The organism is Mesorhizobium caraganae, from assembly GCF_016836705.1.
Classification (GTDB): Bacteria; Pseudomonadota; Alphaproteobacteria; order Rhizobiales; family Rhizobiaceae; genus Mesorhizobium; species Mesorhizobium caraganae.
Window position 1 is genome coordinate 103,954 of record NZ_JAFCGY010000010.1, and the last position, 23,167, is coordinate 127,120.

The window sequence follows — 23,167 nt, forward strand, 5'->3', positions numbered from 1 at the left end:
GACTAAACCAGCGGCTTCAGCGCCACCCACAGCGATCCGCCGATCAGGCCCAGGAAGATCAGCCAGCCGACCTGGTTGTTCGATTTGAACAGCCGCAGGCACTGGTCGGGATCGTTGATATCCAGAACCGCAATCTGCCGCGCCATATGCGCGCCGGCGGCGATCAGCCCGGCCAGCGCCACCACCGGCGCTTGCGCCGCGGCAAAGGCGATGGCAAAGCAGACCAGCGTGCCGCCATAGAGCCCGACCAGCCAGGTCTTGGTGTTGTCGCCGAACAGCCGCGCCGTCGAGCGTACGCCGACAATGGCGTCGTCTTCCTTGTCCTGGTGCGCGTAGATCGTGTCGTAGCCGATCACCCACAGGATCGAGCCGATATAGAGCATGATGGCCGGGCCATCGAGATCGCCGAACTCGACCGCCCAGCCGATCAATGCGCCCCAGGAGAAGGCCAGCCCAAGCACGAATTGCGGCCAGTTGGTGAAGCGCTTCATGAAGGGATAGACGGCGACGATCACCAAAGAGACGATGCCGAGCGGAATGGCGAAGTCGTTGAATTGCAACAGCACGACAAGGCCGAGCAACGCCTGGATGACCAGGAATACCCAGGCCTGGCGGCGGGTCACCTTGCCGGCCGGCAGCGGCCGCGAACGCGTGCGCTCGACCTTGTTGTCGATGTCCTGGTCGACAATGTCATTATAGGTGCAGCCGGCGCCGCGCATGGCGACGGCGCCGACAAAGAACAGGAACAGGAACCACGGCGACGGCAGCAGCGTCAGCAGCGGGTCGGTCGGGCGCGGATAGGCGCTGGCCGCAAGCGCTGCCGACCACCAGCAGGGCCATAGCAGCAATTGCCAGCCGATCGGCCGGTCCCAGCGCGCAAGCTGCGCGTAAGGCCAAAGCCAGCGCGGCAATATCTTGTAGACCCAATGGCCGCTCGGCGCGTCGGCGACGCGGCCCTGGGCCGCTTTCGACTGGATGGTTTCCATCGTGCTGGAGTGGCAGCAGCAGCGAGCGCCGTCAAGCGGCCGCATTGTCGCTCAGGCGGTGAAAACATCGTGGCTGGCGAACCATTCCTTCGCCACTTCGATGAAGGCCAGCGCCGCCTTCGACAGCCTTTGCCTTGTGTCATGGGTGAGGATGATGCGCTGCATCGGCAGTGGATCCGACAGCGGCTTGCAGACCAGCGGCAGGCCGTCATAACTCCTGTCGCCAATGGGCCTGGTGTAGCTCACCGCGACGCCGAAGCCGTTGGCGACCATGCTGCGCTGCAGTTCGAACGAACTCGTCGTCGATTGCGAGACCGGCGACAGGCCGCGGCTGAGGAACAGGTCCAGCATGTGCTGCCAGCTGTGCGGCTGGTCGGTGGTGATGAGAGGATGGGTCGCCAGCTCCGCCAGGCTGACGCTCGCCTGGCTGGCCAGCGCGTGGCCTTGCGGCAAAAGCGCATGCGGCCGCAGCTCATGCAGCAGGATACGGGCGAAGTGCACGGGCAGGCCGAGATCATAGGTCAGGCCGAGATCTATTGCCGCATCGCCGAGCCGCCGGCCCAGCGTCTCGAAGGTCTCGTCGCGCACGACGACCGTGACGGATGGGCAGCGCTGCGAAAACGCGCGGATCAGCGCCGGCGCGAAATAGGGCGCGAGATCCTCGAAACAGCCGAGCACCAACTCGCCGCCGACATCGGCGTCGCGCGTCCCCAGCCCAACCAGTTCGTCCGCCTCGGCCAGCACCTGCTTCGCCTTCGCCACCGCGCCGCGGCCGAACGAGGTCAGCGCGATGCCGCTGCCGCGCTGGCGCACGAACAGTTTCTGGCCGAGCGTCGCTTCGACATTGTCGATCGCCACCGAAATCGAAGGCTGTGAGACGTTCAGCATCCGGGCGGCCGCGGTGACGCTGCCGTGGCGGGCGACGGCGACGAGATAGCGCAACTGGGTGAGAGTCACATTCATAGGTCGAAACTATAAGAGAGATGAGAAGTTATTATTTTACGCGATGTGCGGCGGCTGCGATAGTCGGTCATCCAACATGGGAGACATGAGATGGCCGCCAGATATATCGATGCCGCAGCGATTGCCGATTACCAGCGCGATGGCGCGGTCTGCATACGCGGCGCCTTCAAGGACTGGGTCGGCACCATCGCCGCCGGCATCGAGCGCAACATGCAAAATCGCAGTGCCACGGCGTCCGACATCGCCAATGGCAAGGGCAGCTTCTTCGACGATTATTGCAACTGGGAGCGCATCCCCGAATTCGTCGATGTCGTGCGCAATTCGCCGGCCGCCGAACTGGCAGCGGCGGCGATGCAGTCGCGCAGCGCCCAGTTCTTCCACGACCATGTGCTGGTCAAGGAGCCGGGCACGCAGAAGCCGACGCCCTGGCATCAGGACATCCCGTATTATTTCGTCGATGGCAGCCAGACCGTCAGCTTCTGGATCCCGATCGATCCGGTCAAGGAAGCGACGCTGAGGCTGATCGCCGGCTCGCACAAATGGGACAAGATGATCCTGCCGGTGCGTTGGCTCGACGACAGCAATTTCTATGCCGGCGAAGGTGACTATCTGCCGGTGCCCGACCCCGACAAGGACCCGTCTGTGAAGGTGCTGGAATGGGAGATGGAGCCGGGCGACGCCATATTGTTCGATTTCCGAACTGCTCATGGCGCGCGCGGCAATCCGACGGCGGCACGACGCCGGGCGCTGTCGCTGCGCTGGGTCGGCGATGACGCGCGCTATGTCGAGCGCCCCGGCCGCACCTCGCCGCCCTATCCCGGCCATGACATGAAGCCCGGCCAGAAACTGCGCGAGGACTGGTTCCCCGTCATCTACCAGAGCTGATCCGGCCGGGAACGTTGTGCCCTCAGCGCGACGTTCCCGTGCGCAACCGGCATCGCGCAAGGTAAAACTCTTGACCCGCTGCGCTTGGCGCAATAGCGCAGTCCCTGTCGTGAAATGACAAGGGACATCGGCATGCGCGTTTTGTTGATCGGCTCCGGCGGCCGCGAACATGCCCTGGCCTGGAAGCTCGCGGCCTCGCCGCTCTTGACCAAGCTCTATGCCGCGCCCGGCAATCCGGGCATCGCCCGCGAGGCCGAACTGGTCAAACTCGACATCGCCGATCATGCCGCTGTCGCTACCTTCTGCAAGAACAACGCGATCGACCTCGTCGTTGTCGGGCCGGAAGGCCCGCTGGTGGCCGGCATTGCCGATGATCTGCGCGATCAGGGCATTCGCGTCTTCGGCCCGTCGAAGCGGGCAGCGCGGCTCGAAGGCTCGAAAGGCTTCACCAAGGACCTCTGCGCGAAATACGACATCCCGACCGCCGCCTATGGCCGCTTCACCGATCTGACCGCAGCCAAGGCCTATGTCGAAAAGGTCGGTGCACCGATCGTCATCAAGGCCGATGGGCTCGCCGCCGGCAAGGGCGTCACCATCGCCATGACGCTGGACGAGGCCCGCGCCGCGCTCGATGCCTGTTTTGACGGCGCCTTTGGAGACGCCGGCGCCGAAGTGGTGGTCGAGGAATTCATGACCGGCGAAGAAGCGAGTTTCTTCTGCCTGTGCGACGGCACCACAGCATTGCCCTTCGGCACCGCGCAGGACCACAAGCGCGTCGGCGACGGCGACATCGGCCCCAACACCGGCGGCATGGGCGCCTATTCGCCGGCGCCGGTGATGACGCCTGAGATGGTCGAGCGCACCATGCGCGAGATCGTCGAGCCGACCATGCGCGGCATGGCCGAGCTCGGCGCGCCGTTTGCCGGTATTCTCTTCGCCGGGCTGATGATCACCGACAAAGGGCCGAAGCTGATCGAATACAACACCCGCTTCGGCGATCCCGAATGCCAGGTGCTGATGATGCGGCTGAAGGACGACCTTCTGGTGCTGCTTAACGCCGCCGTCGACGGCCAGCTTGCACACAGCTCGGTGCGCTGGCGCGACGAGGCGGCGCTGACCGTGGTGATGGCGGCGCGGGGTTATCCCGGCACGCCGGAGAAAGGTTCGGTCATCCGCGGCCTCGATGAAGCCGCCGGCGATGGCGTTGAAATCTTCCATGCCGGCACCGCCATCAATGGCGGTGCGCTGGTCGCCAATGGCGGCCGCGTGCTCAACATCACCGCGTCAGGCAACACGGTCGGCGAAGCGCAAAGCCGCGCCTACGCCGCGCTCGACCGCATCGACTGGCCGCAAGGCTTTTGCCGCCGCGACATAGGTTGGCAGGCGGTGGCGCGGGAAAAGGCCGGGGCTAGCTAAGCAATTCCAGGAAAAGTGTGGAGCGGTTTTCCCGGGAAAAGCGCATAGCGCGCTTTCCCTGAGGAATTGCGTAAAACAAAGACCTCAGCGCTCGCGAACGAGTTCCGTCGAAGCGGTGCTGACCGGGTCGGCGGCTTGGGAGAAGACGGCCTCAAGCAGGGTCTCCGAGCGATACGCGGTCCGCTTCCAGGCGACATACTCGGCAATGCCGAAGCGCGCGCGGCGCGGCACCGTCTTGACCACCGGCATGCGGAAGGCGGCACGAAACGTCTGCCAGCGCGCGCCCAGCACCGCCACCATCTCCTCGATTGTCGGCGGCGTCGCCACGTCGGCATAGGTGATGGTGACTTTGCCGGCCAGCCCCGCCGCGCGCGAAACCGGCACCGGGATCGAGGCGAGATAGTCGGCCGGCACGTCGATCAGGCCGCCAAAGGGCCATTGCTGGCGCAGCGTGGCTGCATCCATCGGCGCGACATTGACATCGATGTCGTTGGGCGTGCCGGCGACGCGGTAGGGGCAGCGCAGGCGGCCGCAATTGGCCTGCGCCGAAAACTGCCACAGCGCATAGCCCTGCCAGTTGCCCATCGGAAAATGCACGTCTATGTCGGGCTTGTAGCGCGCATACCAGAGCGGCAGCCGCGACAGCAGACGGTACTGATAGCGATTGTCGGCGATGAACTGGGCGGTCTTGCCGTTGGCGTAGAGTATCGGGAAACGGCCGAGCCGCCGGTGCACCTGGCGCACGAATTCCTCGGCATCCTCCAGCGACATCCACTGTGTCGGATCATTGCCTTCGAGATCGAGGGCCATGAGATCGTCCGGCGACGGTTCGGCGAAATCGATGAAATTGTTGGCCTGCTCGACCGGATTGCCGGGGCGGGCAAGATGATAGGCGCCCCATTTCAGGCCGAGCGCCTTGGCCACCACCTTGCGCGTCTGGAACAACTCGCGCGTCACCGCATGGCGTTTCCACAACGTCTTGCAGAGTTTGACCGTAGTTTCGTCGCCATAGCAGAAATAGGGCGGTGGCAGCCCGTCGGACGCCTTGTTGATGAAGCCGACAATGCGCTTGTCGGTGGCAAGCTGCGCCCAGTCGATGGAATTGTATTCATAGGCGTCGATGACGAGCGCGCGGTCGCCATCCCGCCAGGGCTCGGAGAAGTCCGAGGCTTTTGTCGCCGATCCCAGCGCCATCATCGCCGCGAGAGCGATCGCTGAGCGGCGAAGAAGATGCGCCGGCGTTTTCAAACAGGGAGTCCCCGCTGACCAGGGGATGATGGTGGACCGGTATGGTTAAGGAAGTGCTGCAGGCAGTCGTGGCAAGGGCGAGGCGGCTGAGACGGCTCGTCAATCGAAACGAATTTATCTGGATTCCCTGACAAGCCGTTTATGGGTGTCCAAGGCTTTGCGTAGCGCTTCATTCGGTTCCGGCGGGTCAACAATAGCCGTCGCCAAAGCAAGCTGATCCTCGATCGACAGCTGGATAATGCACTGTTCTGTTTCGTGGGCCGCTTCGCTATGGGCATGGGTCTGTCGATTAGGCATTGCGGTAACCCCTTGATCCGGTGCTCAACGGCACAATTGGTTGAACCTCTAACGGATCGGGCGCCGGCGCCTGCGGCAGCGTGCCTTCGGCGGCGCGCTTGCGGTAATGGGCAAGCGAGCATTCGGGCGAGCACAATATGCCGCGATCGGTCCAGTAGGCGGGGCCTCTTTCGGGCTCGCCATGATAATACCAGAAGCCGTTTGCCTGATACGGCAGGCCGCATTCGATGCAACGGTATGTCTCGGGTCTGGCAAGCATGTTGCCCGGTCCAATCTGTCTATGGTCTGCCCGGAAAGATCATAACAGCAGGATGTCATTCCTTGCTGCAGAAATTTTGATGCGTAATACCGGTCTTGAAAATTGGCCGAAGCTTTCGCGATTTCGTCATTCTATGGCGAAGCAAGGAGCGAAGCGACGCGGCGCAGACCATAAAATCCATGCCGCGACTTCAAGGTGTTGCCACGGTCCAGAATTCTGCGCCCTGCGCGCGAGGTCGCGGCATGGATCCTCGGGTCTGCGCGTCCGCTTCGCTCCCGCTCCGCCCGTGGATGACGAAATTCAGTGCAAAATCCGCGTGACAAAGTTTGACGTTTACGTAAAAAGAAGGCCGGAGGCCGCCCAAAGGCGGATGGTTTTGCGTCGTCCCGGGTCCTAGGATCGAGGGGCGGACAGCGGAGGAGGAAGCGGCATGTACAAGGCGCCGGTCGAGGATATTTCGTTCACGCTGAAGCATGTTGCCGGCCTCAAACCGGCGCTGAACAGCGGCGCCTTCGGCGATCTCGGCGAAGACCTTGTCGATGCCATCCTGTCCGAGGCCGGCCGCTTCGCCAGCGAAGAGGTCGCGCCGCTCTACAAGATCGGCGACGAGCACGGCGCGGTGCTAAAGGATGCAGCCGTCACCACGCCGCCTGGCTGGAGGGCGCTCTACCGCAACTGGATCGACGGCGGCTGGAACGCGTTGTCGGGACCGGAGGAGTTCGGCGGCCAGGGCCTGCCCACCATGCTCGGCGTCGCGGCGCTCGAAATGTGGAACTCCGCCGCCATGGCTTTCGGCATCGGCCCGACGCTGACCATGGGCGCGGTCGAGGCGCTCGACAAGCACGCATCCGAAGCGCTCAAGGCCAAATATCTGGCAAAGCTCGTCTCCGGCGAGTGGATGGGGACGATGAACCTGACCGAGCCGCAAGCCGGTTCCGATCTCGCCGCTCTGCGCAGCCGCGCCGAGCCTGCCGGCGACGGTACCTATCGCATCTTCGGCCAAAAAATCTTCATCACCTATGGCGAGCACGATTTCACCGACAACATCGTCCATCTGGTGCTGGCCAGGCTGCCCGATGCGCCGGCCGGCACGCGCGGCATTTCGCTGTTCCTGGTGCCGAAATTCCTCGTCAATGATGACGGGTCGCTCGGCGCCCGCAACGACGTCTTCTGTTCGGGCCTCGAGCACAAGCTCGGCATCCATGCCTCGCCGACCTGCACCATGATCTATGGCGACGGTTTTGGCGGCACGACGCCGGGCGCCATCGGCTGGCTGATCGGTGAGGAGAACAAGGGGCTTGCCTGCATGTTCACCATGATGAACAACGCCCGGCTTTGCGTCGGCATGCAGGGCGTGGCGGTGGCTGAAGCCGCGACGCAAAAAGCGATCGCCTATGCAAATGAGCGCCGCCAGGGCAAGGCGTCGGACTATGCCGGCTCCGGCATGGCGCCGATCGTCCACCACCCCGATGTGCAGCGCAATCTCTTGACCATGAAGGCGCTGACCCAGATCGCCCGCGCAATCTCCTATTCCTGCGCGCATGCCATCGACCTGGCGCGGGTCTCATCGGACGAGGAAGCAGCGCATTGGCGCGACCGCGCCAATCTCCTGACGCCGCTGGCCAAGGCGTTCTCCACCGATGTCGGCGTCGACGTCGCGTCGCTCGGCGTCCAGGTGCATGGCGGCATGGGCTTCATCGAGGAGACGGGCGCGGCAGCGCTCTATCGCGATGCCCGCATCGCGCCGATCTATGAGGGCACCAACGGCATCCAGGCGATCGACCTGGTAGCGCGCAAATTGCCGCTCGGCGGCGGCGAGCATGTGCATGGCTACATCGGCGAACTGAAGGTGGTCGCCGATCAGGTACGCACCTCGAATCTGGAGGGGTTCGGCCGCACTGCGGAGGCGCTTGACCGGGCGCTGGACGATCTCGCCGAAGCGACGCGTTTCCTGCAGAAGCTGCTGGCCGAAGGCCGTCTCGACGAAGCGCAGGCGGGCGCGACGCCCTATCTCAGGCTGATCTCGCTTGCCGCCGGCGGCGCCTATCTGGCGCGCGGCGGACTTGCCGAGCAAAACCGCATCGCCCTTTGCCGTTTCTTTGCCGAAAACCTGCTTGGCGAAGTCAGCGCCTTGAAGGACTGCGTCATCGATGGCGCCGAAAGCCTCGCCGCCGCCGGCAAGACGCTGATATCAGCCTGAATACAAAAAGCGCTCACCAGGGAAAAATGACCGTGACAGACCATATTCTCGTCGAGCGCCAGGGCGCCATTCAGATCATCCGCATGAATCGCCCGGACAAGAAGAACGCGCTGACGCGCGCCATGTACGCGACGATGTCCAGGGCACTGGCCGAAGGCGACGCCGATCCGGCGGTCCGCGTCCATGTCTTCCTCGGCGTGCCCGGCGCCTTCTCGGCCGGCAACGATCTCGCCGATTTCCTGGTCATCGCCACCGGCGGCGAGGGCGGCAACGAAGTCTGGGACTTCCTGATGGCGCTGGCCAAAACGGAGAAGCCGATGGTCTCGGGCGTCGATGGCATTGCGGTCGGCATCGGCACCACGCTCAATCTGCATTGCGACCTGACCTTTGCCACGCCGCGCACCGTGTTCCGCACGCCCTTCGTCGATCTCGGCCTTGTGCCGGAGGCCGGCTCCAGCCTGCTGGCGCCGCTCATCCTCGGCCGTCAGGGCGCCTTCGCGCTGCTTGGCCTCGGCGAAGGCTTTTCCGCCGAGCGCGCCAAGACTGCCGGCCTGATCTACGAGGTGGTCGAGGAGAGCGCGCTGGAAACCGCGGTGCTGGCTGCTGCCGGCGAGATCGCGGCCAAGCCGCCGCAGGCGCTGAAGATCGCCCGTGACCTGATGCGCGCGCCGCGCGACGAACTTCTCGCCCGCATCAAGGTGGAGAGTGCGCATTTCCGCGATCGGCTGAAATCCGACGAAGCGCGCGCCGCGCTGACCGCGTTCATGACGCGCAAGAAAGCAAGCTGATCTCACGGCACTGTCAGCTTGTGGCAGCTTCGAGCGAAACGCGCGTCAGACGCGATTTTTTGATCTGTACACTGCGGTTTTCACGCCCTATCTCACAAATCCGGCGGGCGGGGACCGAAGGCGGCGACCAAGACGATACGGCCGGCGCTCGGCGTCGCCAGCGAACGGCCGCATTTCCTGCTGTTCCAGCTGGAGAAGGACTGATCCCAGCGCTGTCGCCGCAAGTCATCACACCATTCAACCTGCCGCAGATGGTGGCATGGTCATAGGCGTCTGATGCCGCCTGGACGGCTGAGCCGCTACCGGTGTTCGGCGGCGATGCGGATGCCCAAGCCGATCAGCACAATTCCGGTTACACCTTCGATGGTGCGGCGGATCGATGGCCGGCGCAGGAAATCCCCCGCTTTGGCGACGACCGTTGCGTAGAGCGCCAGCCAGGCGAAGGTCATGACGGCGAACACCACGCCGAGACCGAGCAGCGCCGCGAAGCTTTCCCCGCCGGGCGGTACGAATTGCGGCAGCAGGCTGGCGAAGAACACCGCCATTTTGGGGTTGCCGAGATCGCTGATCAGTCCCTGGCGGTAGGCGGTCGCCGCCGTCAGCCGCCGTGCCGGCCTCGTGACTTCAGCCATGTCCTGCTGACGGGTGGGCCATAGTGCCTCCTGCAGCGCCTTGAAGCCGAGATAGACGAGATAGGCGGCACCCGCATATTTGACCGCAAGGAATAGCGGCTCCGAAGCAACCAGCAGGGCGACGATGCCGGCGCTGGTGGCCAGCGCCCAGATCGTCTGGCCGCTGGAGATACCGAGCGCGGTGAAGACGCTCGCCGCACGCCCGCCAAGCAGCGTGTTGCGGATGGTGATGGCGGTGTCGGGACCGGGCGTCGCAAGCACGATGAAAGAGACACCGAGAAAGGCCAGGAACAGGCTCATTGGATTCTCCCTTTGCAGCCAGATCAGCTTAGGATCGCTGCGCTATTTCACAAGCGTCAGGGGTAAAGCCGCGTCTTGTCCCAGCCGCCTTCGGCATTGCGCGAAAAGAGCAGGCGGTCGTGCAGCCGGAACGGCCGGTCGTGCCAGAATTCGATGGCCTGCGGCACGATGCGGAAGCCCGACCAGTGCTTTGGCCGCGGGATCTCGCCGATCGGGTAGCGCGCGGTGTATTCGGCTACCGCTTTCTCCAGCGCGAAGCGGCTTTCCAGCGGGCGTGACTGTTTCGAAGCCCAGGCGCCGATGCGGCTGCCACGCGGCCGCGTCGCGTAATAGGCGTCCGCCTCGGCGTCGCTGACGATCTCCACCGGCCCGCGGATGCGCACCTGGCGCCGCAGCGATTTCCAGTGAAAGCACATCGCCGCCTTCATGCTGCCAAGAATCTCGCGGCCCTTGGCGCTCTCGAAATTCGTGTAGAAGACAAAACCGCTTTCATCGAACCCCTTGAGCAGCACCATACGCACATCCGGCATGCCGTCGGCATCGACGGTTGCCAGCGCGACGCCGTTGGCATCGTTGATTTCGCTTTTTTTGGCGTCCTCCAGCCAGGCGGCAAAGAGCCGGAACGGCTCGGCGGCCTCGGTAAAGTCACCAGTTGTTAACTCGGTGTCACTCATAGTTTTTCTCAAATTGTCTCGAATCTCAGGAGGTTGCCGATTGTCGCGTATCGCGCAAGCTTTTGACAGCGGGCAATGGAGCGCTATCGCTTCGGCCAGTTCGAAAGCCGTGATCGTGATCGTCGCCTTGCCGCTTGCCGCCTGCGGCGCCGGCGGCTTCAGCCTGCAGAAAGCCGAGGTCGACCGTTCCATCGTCACCTCGAGTGCGCCGGCGCAGGCGACATCGACGGACGCCGATAACGCTTCCGACCAGACCACGATCGGCAATGCGGTCTCTTCAGCCGACATAGAGGAGCTTCGCGGCCAGGCCGTGCCGTGGGCGAATGCCGGCACCGGCTCGCGCGGCTCCATCACGGAACTCGCCGAGTTGCAGGACAATGGCCAGACCTGCCGCAGCTTCACCGCCTCGCGCGAAAGCTTCGACGGCGTCGCTTTGTTCAAGGGAGAATTGTGCATGGCCGGCGCCGGCGGCTGGCACATGCAGGATTTCAAGGCGCTCTAGGCGGTTATGACAAGTTGGCCGGGAGCTTTCTATCCCTGAGGCCTCAATGAGCGAATTTCCGGTAGAAGCGACCCGCAAATATGAGGCCCTCAAAAGCAAGGTCGGCCATGCCTTTTCGGCTTGAGCTGAATACCATGACAACTCCCAAGAAGATCCCATATGACGCGACGAGAGAGATGAATAGCGCCGCGAAATTACCCGGCAATGATGCTTTCAGGCCATACTCTGAAACGCCGGTTATTATCGCCGCAAAAAAGTACGGCCACAGTGTCCCCAGAAGCTGCCTGTAGGTAAGCGGGCCTCTTCTTGTTGCCCCCCACCACAGGACAGGGCCCTGGATGGTGCCCACGCATATGTAAAAAGCGGCTACGCCGGTAATTCCCCAAGGCAATCCACAAACGAATGAAGCGACGAACAAGGTGGAGCTCAAGGCCCCCCAGTTTCGCATTTCCTTGGTCCGGTCCTGACTGATGAAGAGCCAACCGGTGCTGCTGCTGATCGGTGCGAAAATTGCGCCAAAAGCAAGAACCGAAAACACCTGCGAAACCTCCGCCCATTTCTGCCCCAGCAAAGTGACGATGAGCAATTCGCTGTTTATGATGGCAAATATGACTACGGGATACGTCGCAAGAATAATCAATTCCAACATTCTGAAGTAAAAGCGGCGGTACGTGTCGGGATCATTCCGCGTTCTAGCCAAAGACGGGAGGGCGACCTTGGCTATCGGTGTGGTTATCTGGCTCAGTGGCATCAGTAGAAGTTTGTATGCTCGGTCGTATATTCCGAGTGGAGATTGACCTAAATATCGGCCGATTAGTATGTTATCAAAATTTCTGGCGAAAAAGTTCAAGAAATTAAATGACGTTATGTTGGCGCCAAAATTCAAAAGCTTGAAATTTTCGCTATTGAGGACGGGTTTGCTGGGAATCCATCTGATAAGGATCCAAGTCAGCAAGAGAGTGCTCAGCGACACGGCGATTTGGCTGTAGACCAACGCCCAGTAGCCAGATCCATGCCAAGCGAAAAGGAGGCCTGTCGCCGCTCCAACCGAAAAACTCCCCAGTTCAACCAAAGCGATTTTTGAAAAAAGCAGTTGACGATTTAGCAAGGCCATATGCTGTGCGCAGAGCCCGCCGACTACGAAGGTTGCGCTGAGAGCCAATATGATCGGCACAAGGCGGGGCTCTTTGAAAAAAGCGCCTGCTGCCGGAGCGAGAGCTGTCACAGCTAAACAGACGGCCGCACTCAGCCCGACGTTAATCCAGAAAATGAAGCTTAGCTGGTCCTGGGTAATCTCGGCCCGTTGGACTGTAGCCTGCGTCAAACCAAAATCCGTAAACAGAGCTGCGAACGCAAACAATGGCGCCGCCATCGCCACGATGCCAAAGTCCTCAGGCAGGAGAAGTCGAGCAATAAGAATTTGATAGCAGAATTGCATCAAGAACTTGAGTCCCTGAGACACGAAGTTTACGGCCGCCCCGTTTACCGAGGCGACCTTCAGCTCCGTTCGGGACATGCGACTTTCTGAAAACGAAAATTTTTTGCGAGCCGCCATTTCAATTCGCTTGAGCCATCGTAACCTTGCCTTTGGCTTTTTTCAGGATAGACGCGGCGATCCGCCAATCCGTTATCCCTGCGATCGCAAGGGGCACCAGTTTGCGCTCCCTTATCAGAGCTTGAGCCTTGTATTCCGCCGAGAGGCGCTTCATCGCGCTAATGCGCTCCTTCAGCAGCGAAACGAGTTTCAGATTGCCCGACAGGCGTCGATCGAGCAAAAGCCTGTGCGATTGGTCGACCTGGCCATCGTAGTTTACCTTGGTCCTGCTCCAACCCGATCGGCGGTGGGTGTATATGTAACCAGGCGCGTTATCAGCCACATATCTTGCACCTTCCAGAAGTGCGTCCGTCACGAAGAGAAAATCCTCTCCGTGGCGAGAATAGGACGGGTAGCGCAGTGATCGATCGGTCAGGAACTTCCGCTTGAAGATAGGCTTGAGCAGTCCCCAGTCCGTATCCATGCCGAAGGGCCTCGCGTGAGCCAAAAAGGTCTCAATGTCTATCAGTGTTACGTCTTTAGTAAATCCGATGGTCGCGGGCCAGGACGTGTCGCTCGCCGGATCGTAATACGCGAACTTGTCGGTTACGATATCAGCTTCCTGCGAGGCAGCCATATCAACAAGTCGTTCAACCCGTCCCGGCGCGTATGCGTCATCTGCATCCAGAATTGCCACCCAGTCTCCACGCGCGGCTTCCAGGCCGGCATTCCGGGCTTCTGCGGGTCCTCCATTTTTCGGCAAGCGAACAACGACGACGCGTTTGTCTTTCCGCGACAGCGCTCCGGCAACCTCGTGGGTGGCGTCTGTCGAGCAATCGTCGATGATTAAGATTTCGAGGACTAAATCACCCTGCGCCAGGGCGGAATTGACGGCGCGCTCCAGAAACGGAGTCGCGTTGTAGGCGGCGATCAGGACGGACACAGTTGGTCGCATGGGATGCTCTCGCGTGATCCAGGGGGTATTGGATCAGGCGTACCAGCCGTCGCTGAGAGCACGATTAGGCCGCGATGAAGCGAAACTGAAATCGAAGCGTCGCGCCGTGCATGACGGGCAGGGCCGCGACTTCAGGCTTGCGGCAACGTCACCGCGATGTGCAGGCCACCACCGGGCGAAGGCTGGCTAAGCTCGAGATGCGCGGAAAGACGCTCGACGATACCCGAAACGATGGCTAGACCCAGTCCGGTTCCCTCCACCTCAGGCGTATTCGCGCGATAAAACCGCTGGAACACCGCCTCCCGATGCTGAGCAGCGATGCCTGGACCATTGTCGATGATCGAGAGCCCCCAAGCGCCGGGTTCGGGAGAGATCGAAACTTTGATCTTACCGCCGGCGGGCGTGTACTTGATGGCATTGTCGATCAAATTGCCTATCAACAGGCGAAGCATGGCTTCGTCCGCATTGACCTCGGCCAACTCGTCGCCGTCGAGCGAAACATCGTGCCGCTTGAGCGTAATGAGCGCACCGAACTCGGCCATGACCGAGGCGGTGACTTCATAGAGCCGCACCGCTTTCAACTCGACCGGCTGATGGCTGATGCGCGCCGCCTGGAGCATCTGCTCGATGAGGCGGGTAGCCTTATCGTTGCTGGCCATCAGGTCAGCAAGGATCGTCTCCCGTTCGGTGTCGCTGTCGCTATGGCGTAGTATCTGCAGCAGCAGCTTTATGCCGGCATGTGGTGTTCGCAACTGATGCGCTGCCTGGTCGGCGAAGCGCCTTTCCGCCGTCAGCGATCGGTCAAGCTTGGTGAGCAACTGGTTCACCGACATGCCCAGCGGGTAGAGGTCGCGCGGCAACTTATCCATCGGAATGACGGAGAGGTCGTCGGGCGAGCGACTGCGGATTTGACGGACCAGGCCGTGAATGGGCCCCAAACCGTTGTTTATTCCATACCAGACCAAAAGCCCGATGACTGGCACGAGCACCAACAGAGGGAAGAAGAGGTTGAGCATAATATTCGACACAAGCGTGTCGCGCAGGGTTCGCTTTTCTCCCACCTCGACAACGATCCCGGTATTCGGGATCGGAAGCGAATAGACCAGCCACGCCTCATTTGCATATTTCAGGTCGGTGAAGCCGGCCCTTTGGATAGGGATGCTCGCGGGGAAGGCCCCGTTGGAAAATATCCGGATTTGTCCGTCTTTCCACAGGCGGAATATGTGCGCGTCGGCGTAGTCGTCCGCCTGATCGTTTATGGCGAGTTGATTGCCCATCGAAAAGTCCATGTCTTTGACCTGGATAGGCGGCTGGCTGCCGGGTTTTTCGATCTGATGTTCCAGCAGCGTCCAAAGCACGTTGGCGTCATTGATCAGCTTTGCATCGTAGATATTGTCGATCTCCCGCTTGGCGCTGCGGAAAGCAAAAATCCCAATGACGGCGATGGCGATGAGGATCGTCGGCGTTATCCGGAGAAAGAGTTTCCAGGTCAGGGGCCAGCGCTTCATGGCTCGATCATATAGCCGACGCCCCGGATGGACCGGATGAACTCGGCGCCAAGCTTTCTGCGCAGATTGTAGATTATCACTTCGGTCGTGTTGCTCTCAACGGCACTGTCCGCGCTGTAGAGTGCGTATTCGATGTCGCTTTTGGTGACGTATTTGCCTGCCCGCTCCATCAGTAGCTTAAGCAGCCGGAATTCCTTGGCGGTCATCGTGATCTGGCCTTCGGCGCCGCGTACCACCATTGCCGCCGGATCCATTTCGACATCGCCGCTTTTCAGAATGATGTCGGTGCGGCCCTCCCGCCGGCGCATGAGGGCGCGCAGCCGTGCCAGCAATTCATCCAGATCGAACGGCTTTACCAGATAGTCGTCGGCTCCGTTGTCGAGCCCTTCGACCTTTTGAAGAGATGTATCGCGGGCGGTGAGCATGAGGATCGGTACGGCGTTGCGTTTTCTTCGCACCGACCGCAAGACCTCTATCCCGTTGACCTCGGGCAGGTTGATGTCGAGCACGACCACCTCGAAGACGAGATTTTCAAGGGCCGCGATCGCGGCCTCGCCATCCTGAATCCAGTCAACGCCATAGGCATGCTTTTCGAGGGCCTTCTTCAGCGAAGAGCCGAGGATTATGTCGTCCTCAACCAGAAGCAGGCGCATGGTTTGCTATGCCCTTCCGTCAGCTGAACCGGCTGCCCTCCGGTTGCAGACCAATGGCCGCCATCGCGGCTTTTTGCGGGCAAAATCAGCTTATGGTCGGGGTGTCTCGTCACGATTGCGAGAGATCGCAAACGCACTCGGACGAGTGGCTCAAAACGACGCCGGTGGTATTCTGGTTGGATAGGCGGCCCGCCACTGGAATTTCTTCCTATGCGAGCGCATATAGGGGGCAACATGGATTCACTCTTTTTCCAGAGCAGGACGAATGCGCGACCCCTATGAGGTGCTGGGCGTTGCCAAGAACGCATCGGCCAAGGACATAAAATCGGCCTACCGCAAACTCGCCAAGAAGCATCATCCGGACCAGAACCCGAATGATCCCAAGGCGAAGGACCGGTTTGCCGCCGCCAACCAGGCCTATGAGGTCATTGGCGACGAGAAGACCCGTGCGGCGTTCGACCGCGGCGAGATCGACGCCGACGGCAAGCCGAAATTCCAGGGTTTTGAGGGTGCTGCTGGTGGCGGCGATCCGTTTGGCGGCTTTCGCCGCCAGCAGGGCGCCGGCGGCTCGCGCTTCGAATTCCGCTCGGGCCGTCCGGGTGGCGATCCGTTCGACGGCAACAGCGACATTTTCAGCCAGATCTTCGGCGACGCTTTTTCCGGCGCGCGCGGCGCCGGCGACCGCCGCCAGCCGGTGCAGGCAGCGGACCTCAACGTGACGCTCGACGTCACCATCGAGGAGATGGCGACCGCCGAAAAGGTGACCGCCATGTTCCCCGATGGCCGCAAGATCGCGGTCAAGCTGCCGGCCTATGTCGAGGAGGGCCAGACCATCCGGCTGAAGGGCCAGGGCGAGCAGGGACCGGGGCAGCCGGGCGATGCGCTGGTCAAGATCCATATCCGCAGGCACTCGCGCTATCGCATCGAGGGCCGCGATCTGCATGCCGATCTGGAGGTAGCGTTGGCCGATGCGGTGCTGGGCGCCAAGGTGCCGGTCGACACGCCGACCGGCAGGCTGGCGGTCAATGTCCCGGCCTGGTCGAGTTCGGACAAGGTTCTGCGGCTGAAGGGCAGGGGCTTGCCGGAAAAGACCGGCGGCCATGGCGATCTCTACGCCCATGTCCGCATCATGCTGCCGGTAGGTGGCGACAGCGAGCTCGAAGCGCTGATGCGCGGCCGCAAGGGCTGACGCGGCTGCATTTCGCCTGCTAGCTGCCCGAGGCCGCTTCCTCCATGCGCCGGATAGTTTCGCCGAAGCGGCGCAAGGCCTGGCGCACCGGGACATGCGGGCTCTCGATCTCGAGCAGGATCATCGTCTCGCTGCCGAGGAAGGCAGCGCTGACCAGGCTGGTCACTTCGGCGGCGGAGAATGGCCCGAGGCCGCCGAACCGCCGCTCCGCCTCTTGCGCCAGTCCGTCCAGCAGTTCGAACCAGCCGCGCAGGTCGCGGCGCACCGCCTTGGCGATTTCGGGGCTCGACAGGCTTGCAGCGATCATCTCGTGCAGGATGCGGACATAGCCGGAGGCCAGATCATCATCGAGGAAATCGCAGGCGCGCTCCCAACGCCGCCACAGCGGCATGGGTGCTGCAAACGTCTCCGCCTGGCGCTTTAACAGGCCTTCGTTCAGATGGTCGAGCAGGGCCAGGATCAGCCGTTCCTTGGAGCCGAAATGATAGTGGATCTGGCTGAGCGGAACGCCGGCGATCTCGGCGACCCGGCGCGTCGACAGATCGGCATAGCCACCTCGATACAGGCATAGTTCGGCTGCCGAAATCAGTTCGGCACGCGTGTCGCGCTTTGTCTTGTTCTGGGGCGGGGCGACGGCTTTGACAGCGTCCGTCATACGGTGTGCCTGCCGTTGGAATCGACACAATGGGTCATCGGTTCTCCTGTCCGAGGCTGGACGTGTCGCCACCATATCTCGGTCGAGCGACCGATCAAGTTGACTCGCTATTAAATTTGTGCTTTTTGATCATAAATTCGGTCGACCGACCGAACTTGTGATACTTGCATGGGAGGGGCCGTCATGGCGGGCGTAATCACCCTTATCTACGGCGTTGCCGCGTACCTGATATTTCTCGGCTCGTTTCTTTATGCAGTTGGTTTCGTCGGCAACATTGCCGTGCCGAAATCGATCGATTCAGGGGTCGCGGGAAGCCCGGTCGAAGCTGTCATAGTCAACGCGCTGCTGCTCGGCCTTTTCGCCGCCCAGCACAGCATCATGGCGCGGCCGGTGTTCAAACGCTGGTGGACGCGGATTGTCCCGCACGCGGCCGAACGCAGCACCTATGTGCTTTTGGCCAGCCTCATCCTGCTTTTGCTCTACTGGCAATGGCGGCCGATCCCCAGCCCGGTCTGGACGGTCGAAAACCCGTTGTGGGTCGCCGTACTCCATGGCGTGTTCTGGCTCGGCTGGGCTGTGTTGCTGATCAGCACCTATCTGATCAACCATTTCGAGCTGTTCGGCCTGCGCCAGGTTTTCGCGGCTTTGCGCAAGACCGAACTGCCGCAGCCGGTGTTCAGGACGCCGCTTTTCTACAAATGGGTCCGGCACCCGATCTATGTCGGCTTTCTCCTGGCCTTCTGGGCGACGCCGTCCATGACATGGGGCCATCTTCTGTTTGCGGCGGGCAGCACGGGCTACATCCTGCTCGGCATCTTCCTCGAGGAACGCGATCTCGTCGCGATGTTCGGCGATCAGTACCGCCTCTACCGCAAGCAGGTGGGCATGCTCATTCCCTGGCGCAAAGTCGCGGAATAGGGTCGCATCCGATGCCGACCGGCCGATTCGCTGGTCGGTCGCGGGCCTGGGCCGTCGAGGCGCGCTGGCCGCAGTGAGGCATTGAAGCTCACAAACACGTTACACACCCCTAATCGCTGTTTGCCGAGTGTCTGAATTGAACGCGCGCCCCGTCTGCGCTTGATGCGCCTTTCTGCCTGTGCGATAGGCACTCCAAAGCAGAAAATCTTTCGGAGAGCGCTGACATGGCGGGTGGACAGGGCCTTATGGCCGGCAAGCGCGGGCTTATACTGGGCGTCGCCAACAACAGATCGATCGCCTACGGCATCGCAAAGGCCTGCGTCGACCATGGCGCCGAGATCGCGCTGACCTACCAGGGCGAGGCGTTCAAGAAGCGCGTCGAGCCGCTGGCGGCGGAATTGGGCGCCTTTGTCGCCGGCCATTGCGATGTCACCGACCCGGCGAGCCTCGACGAGGTTTTCGCCAATGTCGCCAACCATTGGGGTGGCAAGCTCGACTTCCTCGTCCATGCCATCGCTTTTTCCGACAAGGACGAGCTGACCGGCCGCTATGTCGAGACGACTCGCGACAACTTCCTGCGCACCATGGACATTTCGGTCTATTCCTTCACCACCATCGCCAAACGCGCCGAGGCGCTGATGACCGATGGCGGCTCGCTGCTGACGCTGACCTATTACGGCGCCGAAAAAGTGATGCCGCATTACAACGTCATGGGTGTCGCCAAGGCCGCGCTCGAAGCCAGCGTGCGCTATCTCGCCGTCGACCTCGGCGGCAAGAAGATCCGCGTCAACGCCATCTCGGCCGGGCCGATCAAGACCTTGGCTGCTTCGGGTATTGGCGATTTCCGCTACATCCTGAAGTGGAACGAGTACAATTCGCCGCTGAAGCAGACCGTCACCCAGGAAGAAGTCGGCGATTCGGGTGTTTATTTCCTGTCCGACCTGTCGCGTGGCGTCACCGGCGAAGTGCACCATGTCGATTCCGGTTACCACGTCGTCGGCATGAAGGCGGTCGACGCGCCGGACATTTCGACCGTCAAGGATTAGTTCTGCCGCTATCTCTGCCCGTCTGTCCTGCTTTCCGGAAGACCTGATGGTTCCGCTCGTCTACATCGTGCGCCACGGCCAGACGCAGTGGAATGCCGAGTTCCGGCTGCAAGGGCAGGCCGACACCGATCTCAATGAACTCGGCCGCGAGCAGGCGACCCGCAACGGTCGACGGCTGGCCGAACTGATCCAGAAGCCCGAAGATTTCGACTTTGTCGCCAGCCCGATGAAGCGGACGCGCGAGACGATGCAGCGGCTACGCCTGGCAATGCAGCTCGATCCCGACGCCTTTCGCACCGACCCGCGCCTGGTCGAGGTGCATTTCGGCGACTGGCAGGGGTTCACCTTTGCCGAACTCGAGGCGCGTAGCCCCGGCTCGGTCAAGCCGCGCCGGCGCAACAAATGGAATTTCCAGCCCCCGGGTGAGGGCGCCGAAAGCTACCAGATGCTGCTCGAACGGGTGAAGCCGTGGTTCGAAGCGCTGGACCGCCAGACGGTCTGCGTCACCCATGGCGGCGTTGTCCGGACCCTGTTTCGGATGGTCGAAGGTGTTTCCGAAGACGAAGCGGCGAGGCTGGAAGTGCCGCAGGACCGCGTGCTTAGGCTGCAGGACGGGCGTCTGGAGTGGCTTTAGGCTACGCAATTCCAGGAAAAGTGTGAAACGGTTTTCCGTCCGGAATTGCGTGAATCAAAGAGATAGCCGGAGCATCGACCTGCGGACAAAACAGGACGTCTGTCCTGTTTTGTCCGCAGGTCGAAAAACCCTGTTCGATGCTGGTCCTATTCGGTGTCGGCCTTACTCAGTGCCGGCCTTACTCAGTATCAGGCAGTTCCATGTCGGTGACGACGTTCTCGCCATTCGTCACGTCATAGGCGATCACGATATCCATGCCGGGCTTCAGCGAGTCGAGATCGGTCTCGGCGTTGAGCTTGTAGGACTTTCCGTCCTCCAGCGTCAGCGTCAGCGCGTCCTTGTCGACCTTCTTGATCAGGCCTTCGGTCTGGCCGGCATAGGCGGCGGTGGAAATCAGCAACATGGCGGCAGCAGCGCCGATCAGGGTACGCATCGTCGTCCTCTTTGTCATTGCGCCTGCACAGGTGGCGGCGAGCTTTCAACGGGCGGATGGAAGAGAGCAGAAACCAACCGAATGTGTCAAAACTAAAACCGCCGGATCACAGTTTGACCGCTGTGAAAAACGCCAATAGAAGGCACCCTTGATCCGGTTCCGCTGCCGGGCAGGGCAAAATTCCATGTCTCACAACACGTTCGGCCATCTCTTCCGCGTCACCACCTGGGGCGAAAGCCATGGCCCGTCGCTCGGCTGCGTCGTCGATGGCTGCCCGCCCGGTATCCGCTTCACGCGGGCCGAAATCCAGGCCGAACTCGACAAGCGCCGTCCCGGCCAGTCACGTTTTGTGACCCAGCGCCGCGAACCGGACGAGGTGAAGATCCTGTCGGGCTTCATCCTCGACGACGACGGCGAGACGATGATCACCACCGGCACGCCGGTCTCGATGCTGATCGAGAATGTCGACCAGCGCTCCAAGGACTATGGCGAGATCGCCCGCCAGTACCGGCCGGGCCATGCCGACTACACCTATGACGTCAAATACGGCGTGCGCGACCATCGCGGCGGCGGTCGTTCCTCGGCGCGCGAGACGGCAGCGCGCGTGGCAGCCGGCGCGCTTGCCCGCAAGGTGGTGCCCGGCATGGTGGTGCGCGGCGCGCTGGTCTCGATGGGCGAGAAATCCATCGACCGCGCCAACTGGAACTGGAATTTCATTGGCGACGCCGAAAACCCGTTCTTCACCCCGGATCCGGCCTCGGTTCCGGTCTTCACGCAGTATCTCGACGGCATCCGCAAATCCGGCTCCTCGGTGGGCGCGGTGATCGAAATCGTTGCCGACGGCGTGCCGGCCGGCCTCGGCGCGCCGATCTACGCCAAGCTCGACCAGGATATTGCGTCGGGCCTGATGTCGATCAACGCCGTCAAGGGCGTCGAGATCGGCAATGGTTTCGAGGCCGCCCGTATCACCGGCGAACAGAACGCCGACGAGATGCGCATGGGCAATGACGGCAAGCCGGTCTTCCTCTCCAACAATGCCGGCGGCATTTTGGGCGGCATCTCGACCGGCCAGGCGATTATCGCCCGTTTCGCCGTCAAGCCGACCTCGTCGATCCTGACGCCGCGCAAATCCATCGACAAGGACGGCAATGACGTCGATGTCATGACCAAAGGCCGCCACGACCCCTGCGTCGGCATCCGCGCCGTGCCGATCGGCGAGGCCATGGTTGCCTGCGCGATCGCCGATCACTATTTGCGGCATCGAGGACAGACGGGAAAGGGAGTAGGCAGTAGGGATTAGGCAATAGGCAATAGGCCAGCCCGACCTTCCTTCCCTAATCCCTACTGCCCAACCCCTATTCCCTGCGAGCGAAGCGAGCCAATGCCTTACGACCAGAAGAAAATCGTCGAAGCCCTCCGCGCTTTCGAACGCGGCGAAATCGTCGTCGTCATGGACGATGACGGACGCGAGAATGAGGGCGACCTGATCGTTGCCGCCGTGCATTGCACGCCGGAGAAGATGGCCTTCATCATCCGCCACACCTCCGGCATCGTCTGCACGCCGATGCCGCGCGAGGAGGCGAAGCGCCTGAACCTGTCGCCGATGGTCGCCGACAATGATTCCGCCCACACCACCGCCTTTACCGTCAGCGTCGATTTCAAACATGGCACCACGACCGGCATTTCAGCCGACGACCGCACGCTGACCGTGCGCAACCTCGCCAACGGCAATGTCGGCGGTTCGGATTTCGTCCGTCCCGGCCACGTCTTCCCGCTGATCGCCCGCGAAGGCGGCGTGCTGATGCGCTCGGGCCATACCGAAGCCGCGGTCGACCTGTGCAAGCTCGCCGGCCTGCCGCCGGTTGGCGTGATCTCGGAACTGGTCAACGACGACGGCACCGTCAAGCGCGGTCCGCAGGTGGCAAGCTTTGCCGAGGAACACGGCCTCAAGCAGGTTTCGGTCGCCGACCTCATCGCCTACCGGCAGCGCAAGGAAACCCTTGTCGAGCGCGTCGCTTGCTCCGAAATCGACACGCTCGGCGGCAAGGCGCAGGTCTTCACTTACACATTGCCCTGGGATTCCATGCACCATGTAGCGATCGTCTTCGGCGATATCCGCGATGGCGAGGACGTGCCGGTGCGGCTGCATTCCGAGGATGTGGTGACCGACGTGTTCGGCACCAGCCACCGGCTCGACGGCATCATGAAGGCCATGGGCGAGCGCAAGCGCGGCGTCATCGTCTACCTCAGAGAAGGCTCCGTCGGCGTCGCCCATCAGGAGCGCAAGCGGCCGCAGAGCGGCGACCGCGAGGACCATGAAGAGGCGCGCCGCCGCGAGAACGAATGGCGCGAAATCGGCCTCGGCGCGCAAATCCTGAAGGATCTCGGCATTTCGTCGATCAATCTGATCGCCTCGCGCGAACGCCACTATGTCGGCCTCGAAGGCTTTGGCATACACATCGCAAAGACGGAGATTCTCTGAGGGCCAACCA

General features: G+C 61.9%; 24 protein-coding genes. 11 read left to right on the forward strand and 13 right to left on the reverse strand.

Annotated features, from left to right (window positions below; genetic code table 11):
• Nucleotides 1–2: 2 nt before the first annotated feature.
• Nucleotides 3–986 (reverse strand): 4-hydroxybenzoate octaprenyltransferase, encoded by a 984-nt coding sequence (gene ubiA / locus JQK88_RS18815; protein ID WP_203279112.1) that lies wholly within the window; start codon nt 984–986, stop codon nt 3–5.
• 51 nt (nt 987–1,037) lie between these two features.
• On the reverse strand, nt 1,038–1,949 hold the full coding sequence (locus tag JQK88_RS18820; RefSeq protein WP_203279074.1) for a LysR family transcriptional regulator: 912 nt from the start codon (nt 1,947–1,949) through the stop codon (nt 1,038–1,040).
• Between the two features lie 90 nt (nt 1,950–2,039).
• On the opposite strand from JQK88_RS18820, the gene JQK88_RS18825 reads away from it, so the two are divergent.
• Together JQK88_RS18825 and purD are read left to right on the forward strand one after the other, a co-directional pair.
• Complete coding sequence (locus JQK88_RS18825) at nt 2,040–2,834, forward strand: phytanoyl-CoA dioxygenase family protein (RefSeq protein ID WP_203279075.1); 795 nt, start codon at nt 2,040–2,042, stop codon at nt 2,832–2,834.
• Nucleotides 2,835–2,966: 132 nt separating this feature from the next.
• A complete protein-coding gene (gene purD / locus JQK88_RS18830; protein ID WP_203279076.1) occupies nt 2,967–4,250 on the forward strand; it encodes a phosphoribosylamine--glycine ligase in 1,284 nt (427 codons plus the stop codon).
• 84 nt (nt 4,251–4,334) lie between these two features.
• Here the strand turns inward: purD and JQK88_RS18835 are convergent, their stop codons facing one another.
• The 3 genes from JQK88_RS18835 to JQK88_RS18845 form a co-directional block, all read right to left on the reverse strand.
• Nucleotides 4,335–5,447 (reverse strand): glycoside hydrolase family 25 protein, encoded by a 1,113-nt coding sequence (locus tag JQK88_RS18835; protein WP_203279113.1) that lies wholly within the window; start codon nt 5,445–5,447, stop codon nt 4,335–4,337.
• A gap of 165 nt (nt 5,448–5,612) precedes the next feature.
• Nucleotides 5,613–5,795 (reverse strand): type II toxin -antitoxin system TacA 1-like antitoxin, encoded by a 183-nt coding sequence (locus tag JQK88_RS36970; protein WP_192256265.1) that lies wholly within the window; start codon nt 5,793–5,795, stop codon nt 5,613–5,615.
• Complete coding sequence (locus JQK88_RS18845; RefSeq protein WP_192256267.1) at nt 5,788–6,054, reverse strand: hypothetical protein; 267 nt, start codon at nt 6,052–6,054, stop codon at nt 5,788–5,790. Before JQK88_RS18845 ends, JQK88_RS36970 begins: the two co-directional genes overlap by 8 nt.
• Before the next feature lie 430 nt (nt 6,055–6,484).
• Here JQK88_RS18845 and JQK88_RS18850 point away from each other — a divergent pair, with 430 nt between their 5' ends.
• Nucleotides 6,485–8,254, forward strand: coding sequence for an acyl-CoA dehydrogenase family protein (locus JQK88_RS18850; protein ID WP_203279077.1), 1,770 nt, complete (start codon nt 6,485–6,487; stop codon nt 8,252–8,254).
• A 32-nt stretch (nt 8,255–8,286) separates the two neighbouring features.
• The gene (locus tag JQK88_RS18855; RefSeq protein ID WP_192256271.1) at nt 8,287–9,042 is read left to right on the forward strand and encodes a crotonase/enoyl-CoA hydratase family protein; all 756 of its coding nucleotides are present in this window, start codon (nt 8,287–8,289) and stop codon (nt 9,040–9,042) included.
• A 299-nt stretch (nt 9,043–9,341) separates the two neighbouring features.
• Here JQK88_RS18855 and JQK88_RS18860 read toward each other — a convergent pair whose 3' ends face one another.
• Entirely contained in the window at nt 9,342–9,974 is a 633-nt protein-coding gene (locus JQK88_RS18860) for a LysE family translocator (RefSeq protein ID WP_203279078.1), read from the reverse strand.
• 56 nt (nt 9,975–10,030) lie between these two features.
• Nucleotides 10,031–10,648 carry a pyridoxamine 5'-phosphate oxidase gene (gene pdxH / locus JQK88_RS18865; protein ID WP_192256275.1) on the reverse strand — a complete coding sequence of 206 codons (618 nt, stop codon included), beginning with the start codon at nt 10,646–10,648 and terminating at the stop codon, nt 10,031–10,033.
• 40 nt (nt 10,649–10,688) lie between these two features.
• On the opposite strand from pdxH, the gene JQK88_RS18870 reads away from it, so the two are divergent.
• The gene (locus JQK88_RS18870; protein WP_192256277.1) at nt 10,689–11,150 is read left to right on the forward strand and encodes an RT0821/Lpp0805 family surface protein; all 462 of its coding nucleotides are present in this window, start codon (nt 10,689–10,691) and stop codon (nt 11,148–11,150) included.
• Between the two features lie 43 nt (nt 11,151–11,193).
• Here JQK88_RS18870 and JQK88_RS18875 read toward each other — a convergent pair whose 3' ends face one another.
• From JQK88_RS18875 to JQK88_RS18890, 4 genes are all read right to left on the reverse strand, one after another.
• Nucleotides 11,194–12,705 (reverse strand): lipopolysaccharide biosynthesis protein, encoded by a 1,512-nt coding sequence (locus tag JQK88_RS18875; RefSeq protein ID WP_203279079.1) that lies wholly within the window; start codon nt 12,703–12,705, stop codon nt 11,194–11,196.
• A gap of 1 nt (nt 12,706) precedes the next feature.
• Nucleotides 12,707–13,627 (reverse strand): glycosyltransferase family 2 protein, encoded by a 921-nt coding sequence (locus JQK88_RS18880; protein ID WP_203279080.1) that lies wholly within the window; start codon nt 13,625–13,627, stop codon nt 12,707–12,709.
• A 143-nt stretch (nt 13,628–13,770) separates the two neighbouring features.
• Nucleotides 13,771–15,147 (reverse strand): sensor histidine kinase, encoded by a 1,377-nt coding sequence (locus tag JQK88_RS18885; RefSeq protein ID WP_203279081.1) that lies wholly within the window; start codon nt 15,145–15,147, stop codon nt 13,771–13,773.
• The gene (locus JQK88_RS18890; RefSeq protein ID WP_192256285.1) at nt 15,144–15,800 is read right to left on the reverse strand and encodes a response regulator transcription factor; all 657 of its coding nucleotides are present in this window, start codon (nt 15,798–15,800) and stop codon (nt 15,144–15,146) included. The genes JQK88_RS18885 and JQK88_RS18890 overlap by 4 nt, the downstream gene beginning before the upstream one ends.
• A gap of 265 nt (nt 15,801–16,065) precedes the next feature.
• On the opposite strand from JQK88_RS18890, the gene JQK88_RS18895 reads away from it, so the two are divergent.
• Nucleotides 16,066–16,989, forward strand: a complete 924-nt coding sequence (locus JQK88_RS18895; RefSeq protein WP_203279082.1) for a DnaJ C-terminal domain-containing protein — start codon at nt 16,066–16,068, stop codon at nt 16,987–16,989.
• 19 nt (nt 16,990–17,008) lie between these two features.
• On the opposite strand, the gene JQK88_RS18900 is transcribed toward JQK88_RS18895, so the two are convergent.
• Nucleotides 17,009–17,644, reverse strand: a complete 636-nt coding sequence (locus tag JQK88_RS18900; RefSeq protein ID WP_203279083.1) for a TetR/AcrR family transcriptional regulator — start codon at nt 17,642–17,644, stop codon at nt 17,009–17,011.
• 183 nt (nt 17,645–17,827) lie between these two features.
• Here JQK88_RS18900 and mddA point away from each other — a divergent pair, with 183 nt between their 5' ends.
• The 3 genes from mddA (at nt 17,828) to JQK88_RS18915 (ending at nt 20,242) form a co-directional block, all read left to right on the forward strand.
• On the forward strand, nt 17,828–18,562 hold the full coding sequence (mddA, locus tag JQK88_RS18905) for a methanethiol S-methyltransferase (protein ID WP_203279084.1): 735 nt from the start codon (nt 17,828–17,830) through the stop codon (nt 18,560–18,562).
• A gap of 224 nt (nt 18,563–18,786) precedes the next feature.
• Nucleotides 18,787–19,608, forward strand: a complete 822-nt coding sequence (fabI, locus tag JQK88_RS18910; protein ID WP_203279085.1) for an enoyl-ACP reductase FabI — start codon at nt 18,787–18,789, stop codon at nt 19,606–19,608.
• A 46-nt stretch (nt 19,609–19,654) separates the two neighbouring features.
• Nucleotides 19,655–20,242: a histidine phosphatase family protein gene (locus JQK88_RS18915; RefSeq protein ID WP_203279086.1), complete on the forward strand. Its 588-nt coding sequence runs from the start codon at nt 19,655–19,657 to the stop codon at nt 20,240–20,242.
• 178 nt (nt 20,243–20,420) lie between these two features.
• Here the strand turns inward: JQK88_RS18915 and JQK88_RS18920 are convergent, their stop codons facing one another.
• A complete protein-coding gene (locus JQK88_RS18920) occupies nt 20,421–20,675 on the reverse strand; it encodes a DUF1344 domain-containing protein (RefSeq protein ID WP_023747552.1) in 255 nt (84 codons plus the stop codon).
• 184 nt (nt 20,676–20,859) lie between these two features.
• Here JQK88_RS18920 and aroC point away from each other — a divergent pair, with 184 nt between their 5' ends.
• Entirely contained in the window at nt 20,860–21,975 is a 1,116-nt protein-coding gene (gene aroC / locus JQK88_RS18925; protein ID WP_192256297.1) for a chorismate synthase, read from the forward strand.
• An 81-nt stretch (nt 21,976–22,056) separates the two neighbouring features.
• Nucleotides 22,057–23,157, forward strand: a complete 1,101-nt coding sequence (ribB, locus tag JQK88_RS18930) for a 3,4-dihydroxy-2-butanone-4-phosphate synthase (protein WP_192256299.1) — start codon at nt 22,057–22,059, stop codon at nt 23,155–23,157.
• The last annotated feature ends 10 nt before the right edge of the window (nt 23,158–23,167 follow it).

Bases quoted from the DNA above. Each gene is read 5' to 3' on its own strand.
- ubiA (WP_203279112.1), bottom strand. From the start codon at position 986: ATGGAAACCATCCAGTCGAAAGCGGCCCAGGGCCGCGTCGCCGACGCG.
- JQK88_RS18820 (WP_203279074.1), bottom strand. From the start codon at position 1,949: ATGAATGTGACTCTCACCCAGTTGCGCTATCTCGTCGCCGTCGCCCGC.
- JQK88_RS18825 (WP_203279075.1), top strand. From the start codon at position 2,040: ATGGCCGCCAGATATATCGATGCCGCAGCGATTGCCGATTACCAGCGC.
- purD (WP_203279076.1), top strand. From the start codon at position 2,967: ATGCGCGTTTTGTTGATCGGCTCCGGCGGCCGCGAACATGCCCTGGCC.
- JQK88_RS18835 (WP_203279113.1), bottom strand. From the start codon at position 5,447: ATGATGGCGCTGGGATCGGCGACAAAAGCCTCGGACTTCTCCGAGCCC.
- JQK88_RS36970 (WP_192256265.1), bottom strand. From the start codon at position 5,795: ATGCCTAATCGACAGACCCATGCCCATAGCGAAGCGGCCCACGAAACA.
- JQK88_RS18845 (WP_192256267.1), bottom strand. From the start codon at position 6,054: ATGCTTGCCAGACCCGAGACATACCGTTGCATCGAATGCGGCCTGCCG.
- JQK88_RS18850 (WP_203279077.1), top strand. From the start codon at position 6,485: ATGTACAAGGCGCCGGTCGAGGATATTTCGTTCACGCTGAAGCATGTT.
- JQK88_RS18860 (WP_203279078.1), bottom strand. From the start codon at position 9,974: ATGAGCCTGTTCCTGGCCTTTCTCGGTGTCTCTTTCATCGTGCTTGCG.
- pdxH (WP_192256275.1), bottom strand. From the start codon at position 10,648: ATGAGTGACACCGAGTTAACAACTGGTGACTTTACCGAGGCCGCCGAG.
- JQK88_RS18875 (WP_203279079.1), bottom strand. From the start codon at position 12,705: ATGGCGGCTCGCAAAAAATTTTCGTTTTCAGAAAGTCGCATGTCCCGA.
- JQK88_RS18885 (WP_203279081.1), bottom strand. From the start codon at position 15,147: ATGAAGCGCTGGCCCCTGACCTGGAAACTCTTTCTCCGGATAACGCCG.
- JQK88_RS18890 (WP_192256285.1), bottom strand. From the start codon at position 15,800: ATGCGCCTGCTTCTGGTTGAGGACGACATAATCCTCGGCTCTTCGCTG.
- JQK88_RS18895 (WP_203279082.1), top strand. From the start codon at position 16,066: ATGCGCGACCCCTATGAGGTGCTGGGCGTTGCCAAGAACGCATCGGCC.
- JQK88_RS18900 (WP_203279083.1), bottom strand. From the start codon at position 17,644: ATGACGGACGCTGTCAAAGCCGTCGCCCCGCCCCAGAACAAGACAAAG.
- mddA (WP_203279084.1), top strand. From the start codon at position 17,828: ATGGCGGGCGTAATCACCCTTATCTACGGCGTTGCCGCGTACCTGATA.
- fabI (WP_203279085.1), top strand. From the start codon at position 18,787: ATGGCGGGTGGACAGGGCCTTATGGCCGGCAAGCGCGGGCTTATACTG.
- JQK88_RS18915 (WP_203279086.1), top strand. From the start codon at position 19,655: ATGGTTCCGCTCGTCTACATCGTGCGCCACGGCCAGACGCAGTGGAAT.
- JQK88_RS18920 (WP_023747552.1), bottom strand. From the start codon at position 20,675: ATGCGTACCCTGATCGGCGCTGCTGCCGCCATGTTGCTGATTTCCACC.
- aroC (WP_192256297.1), top strand. From the start codon at position 20,860: ATGTCTCACAACACGTTCGGCCATCTCTTCCGCGTCACCACCTGGGGC.
- ribB (WP_192256299.1), top strand. From the start codon at position 22,057: ATGCCTTACGACCAGAAGAAAATCGTCGAAGCCCTCCGCGCTTTCGAA.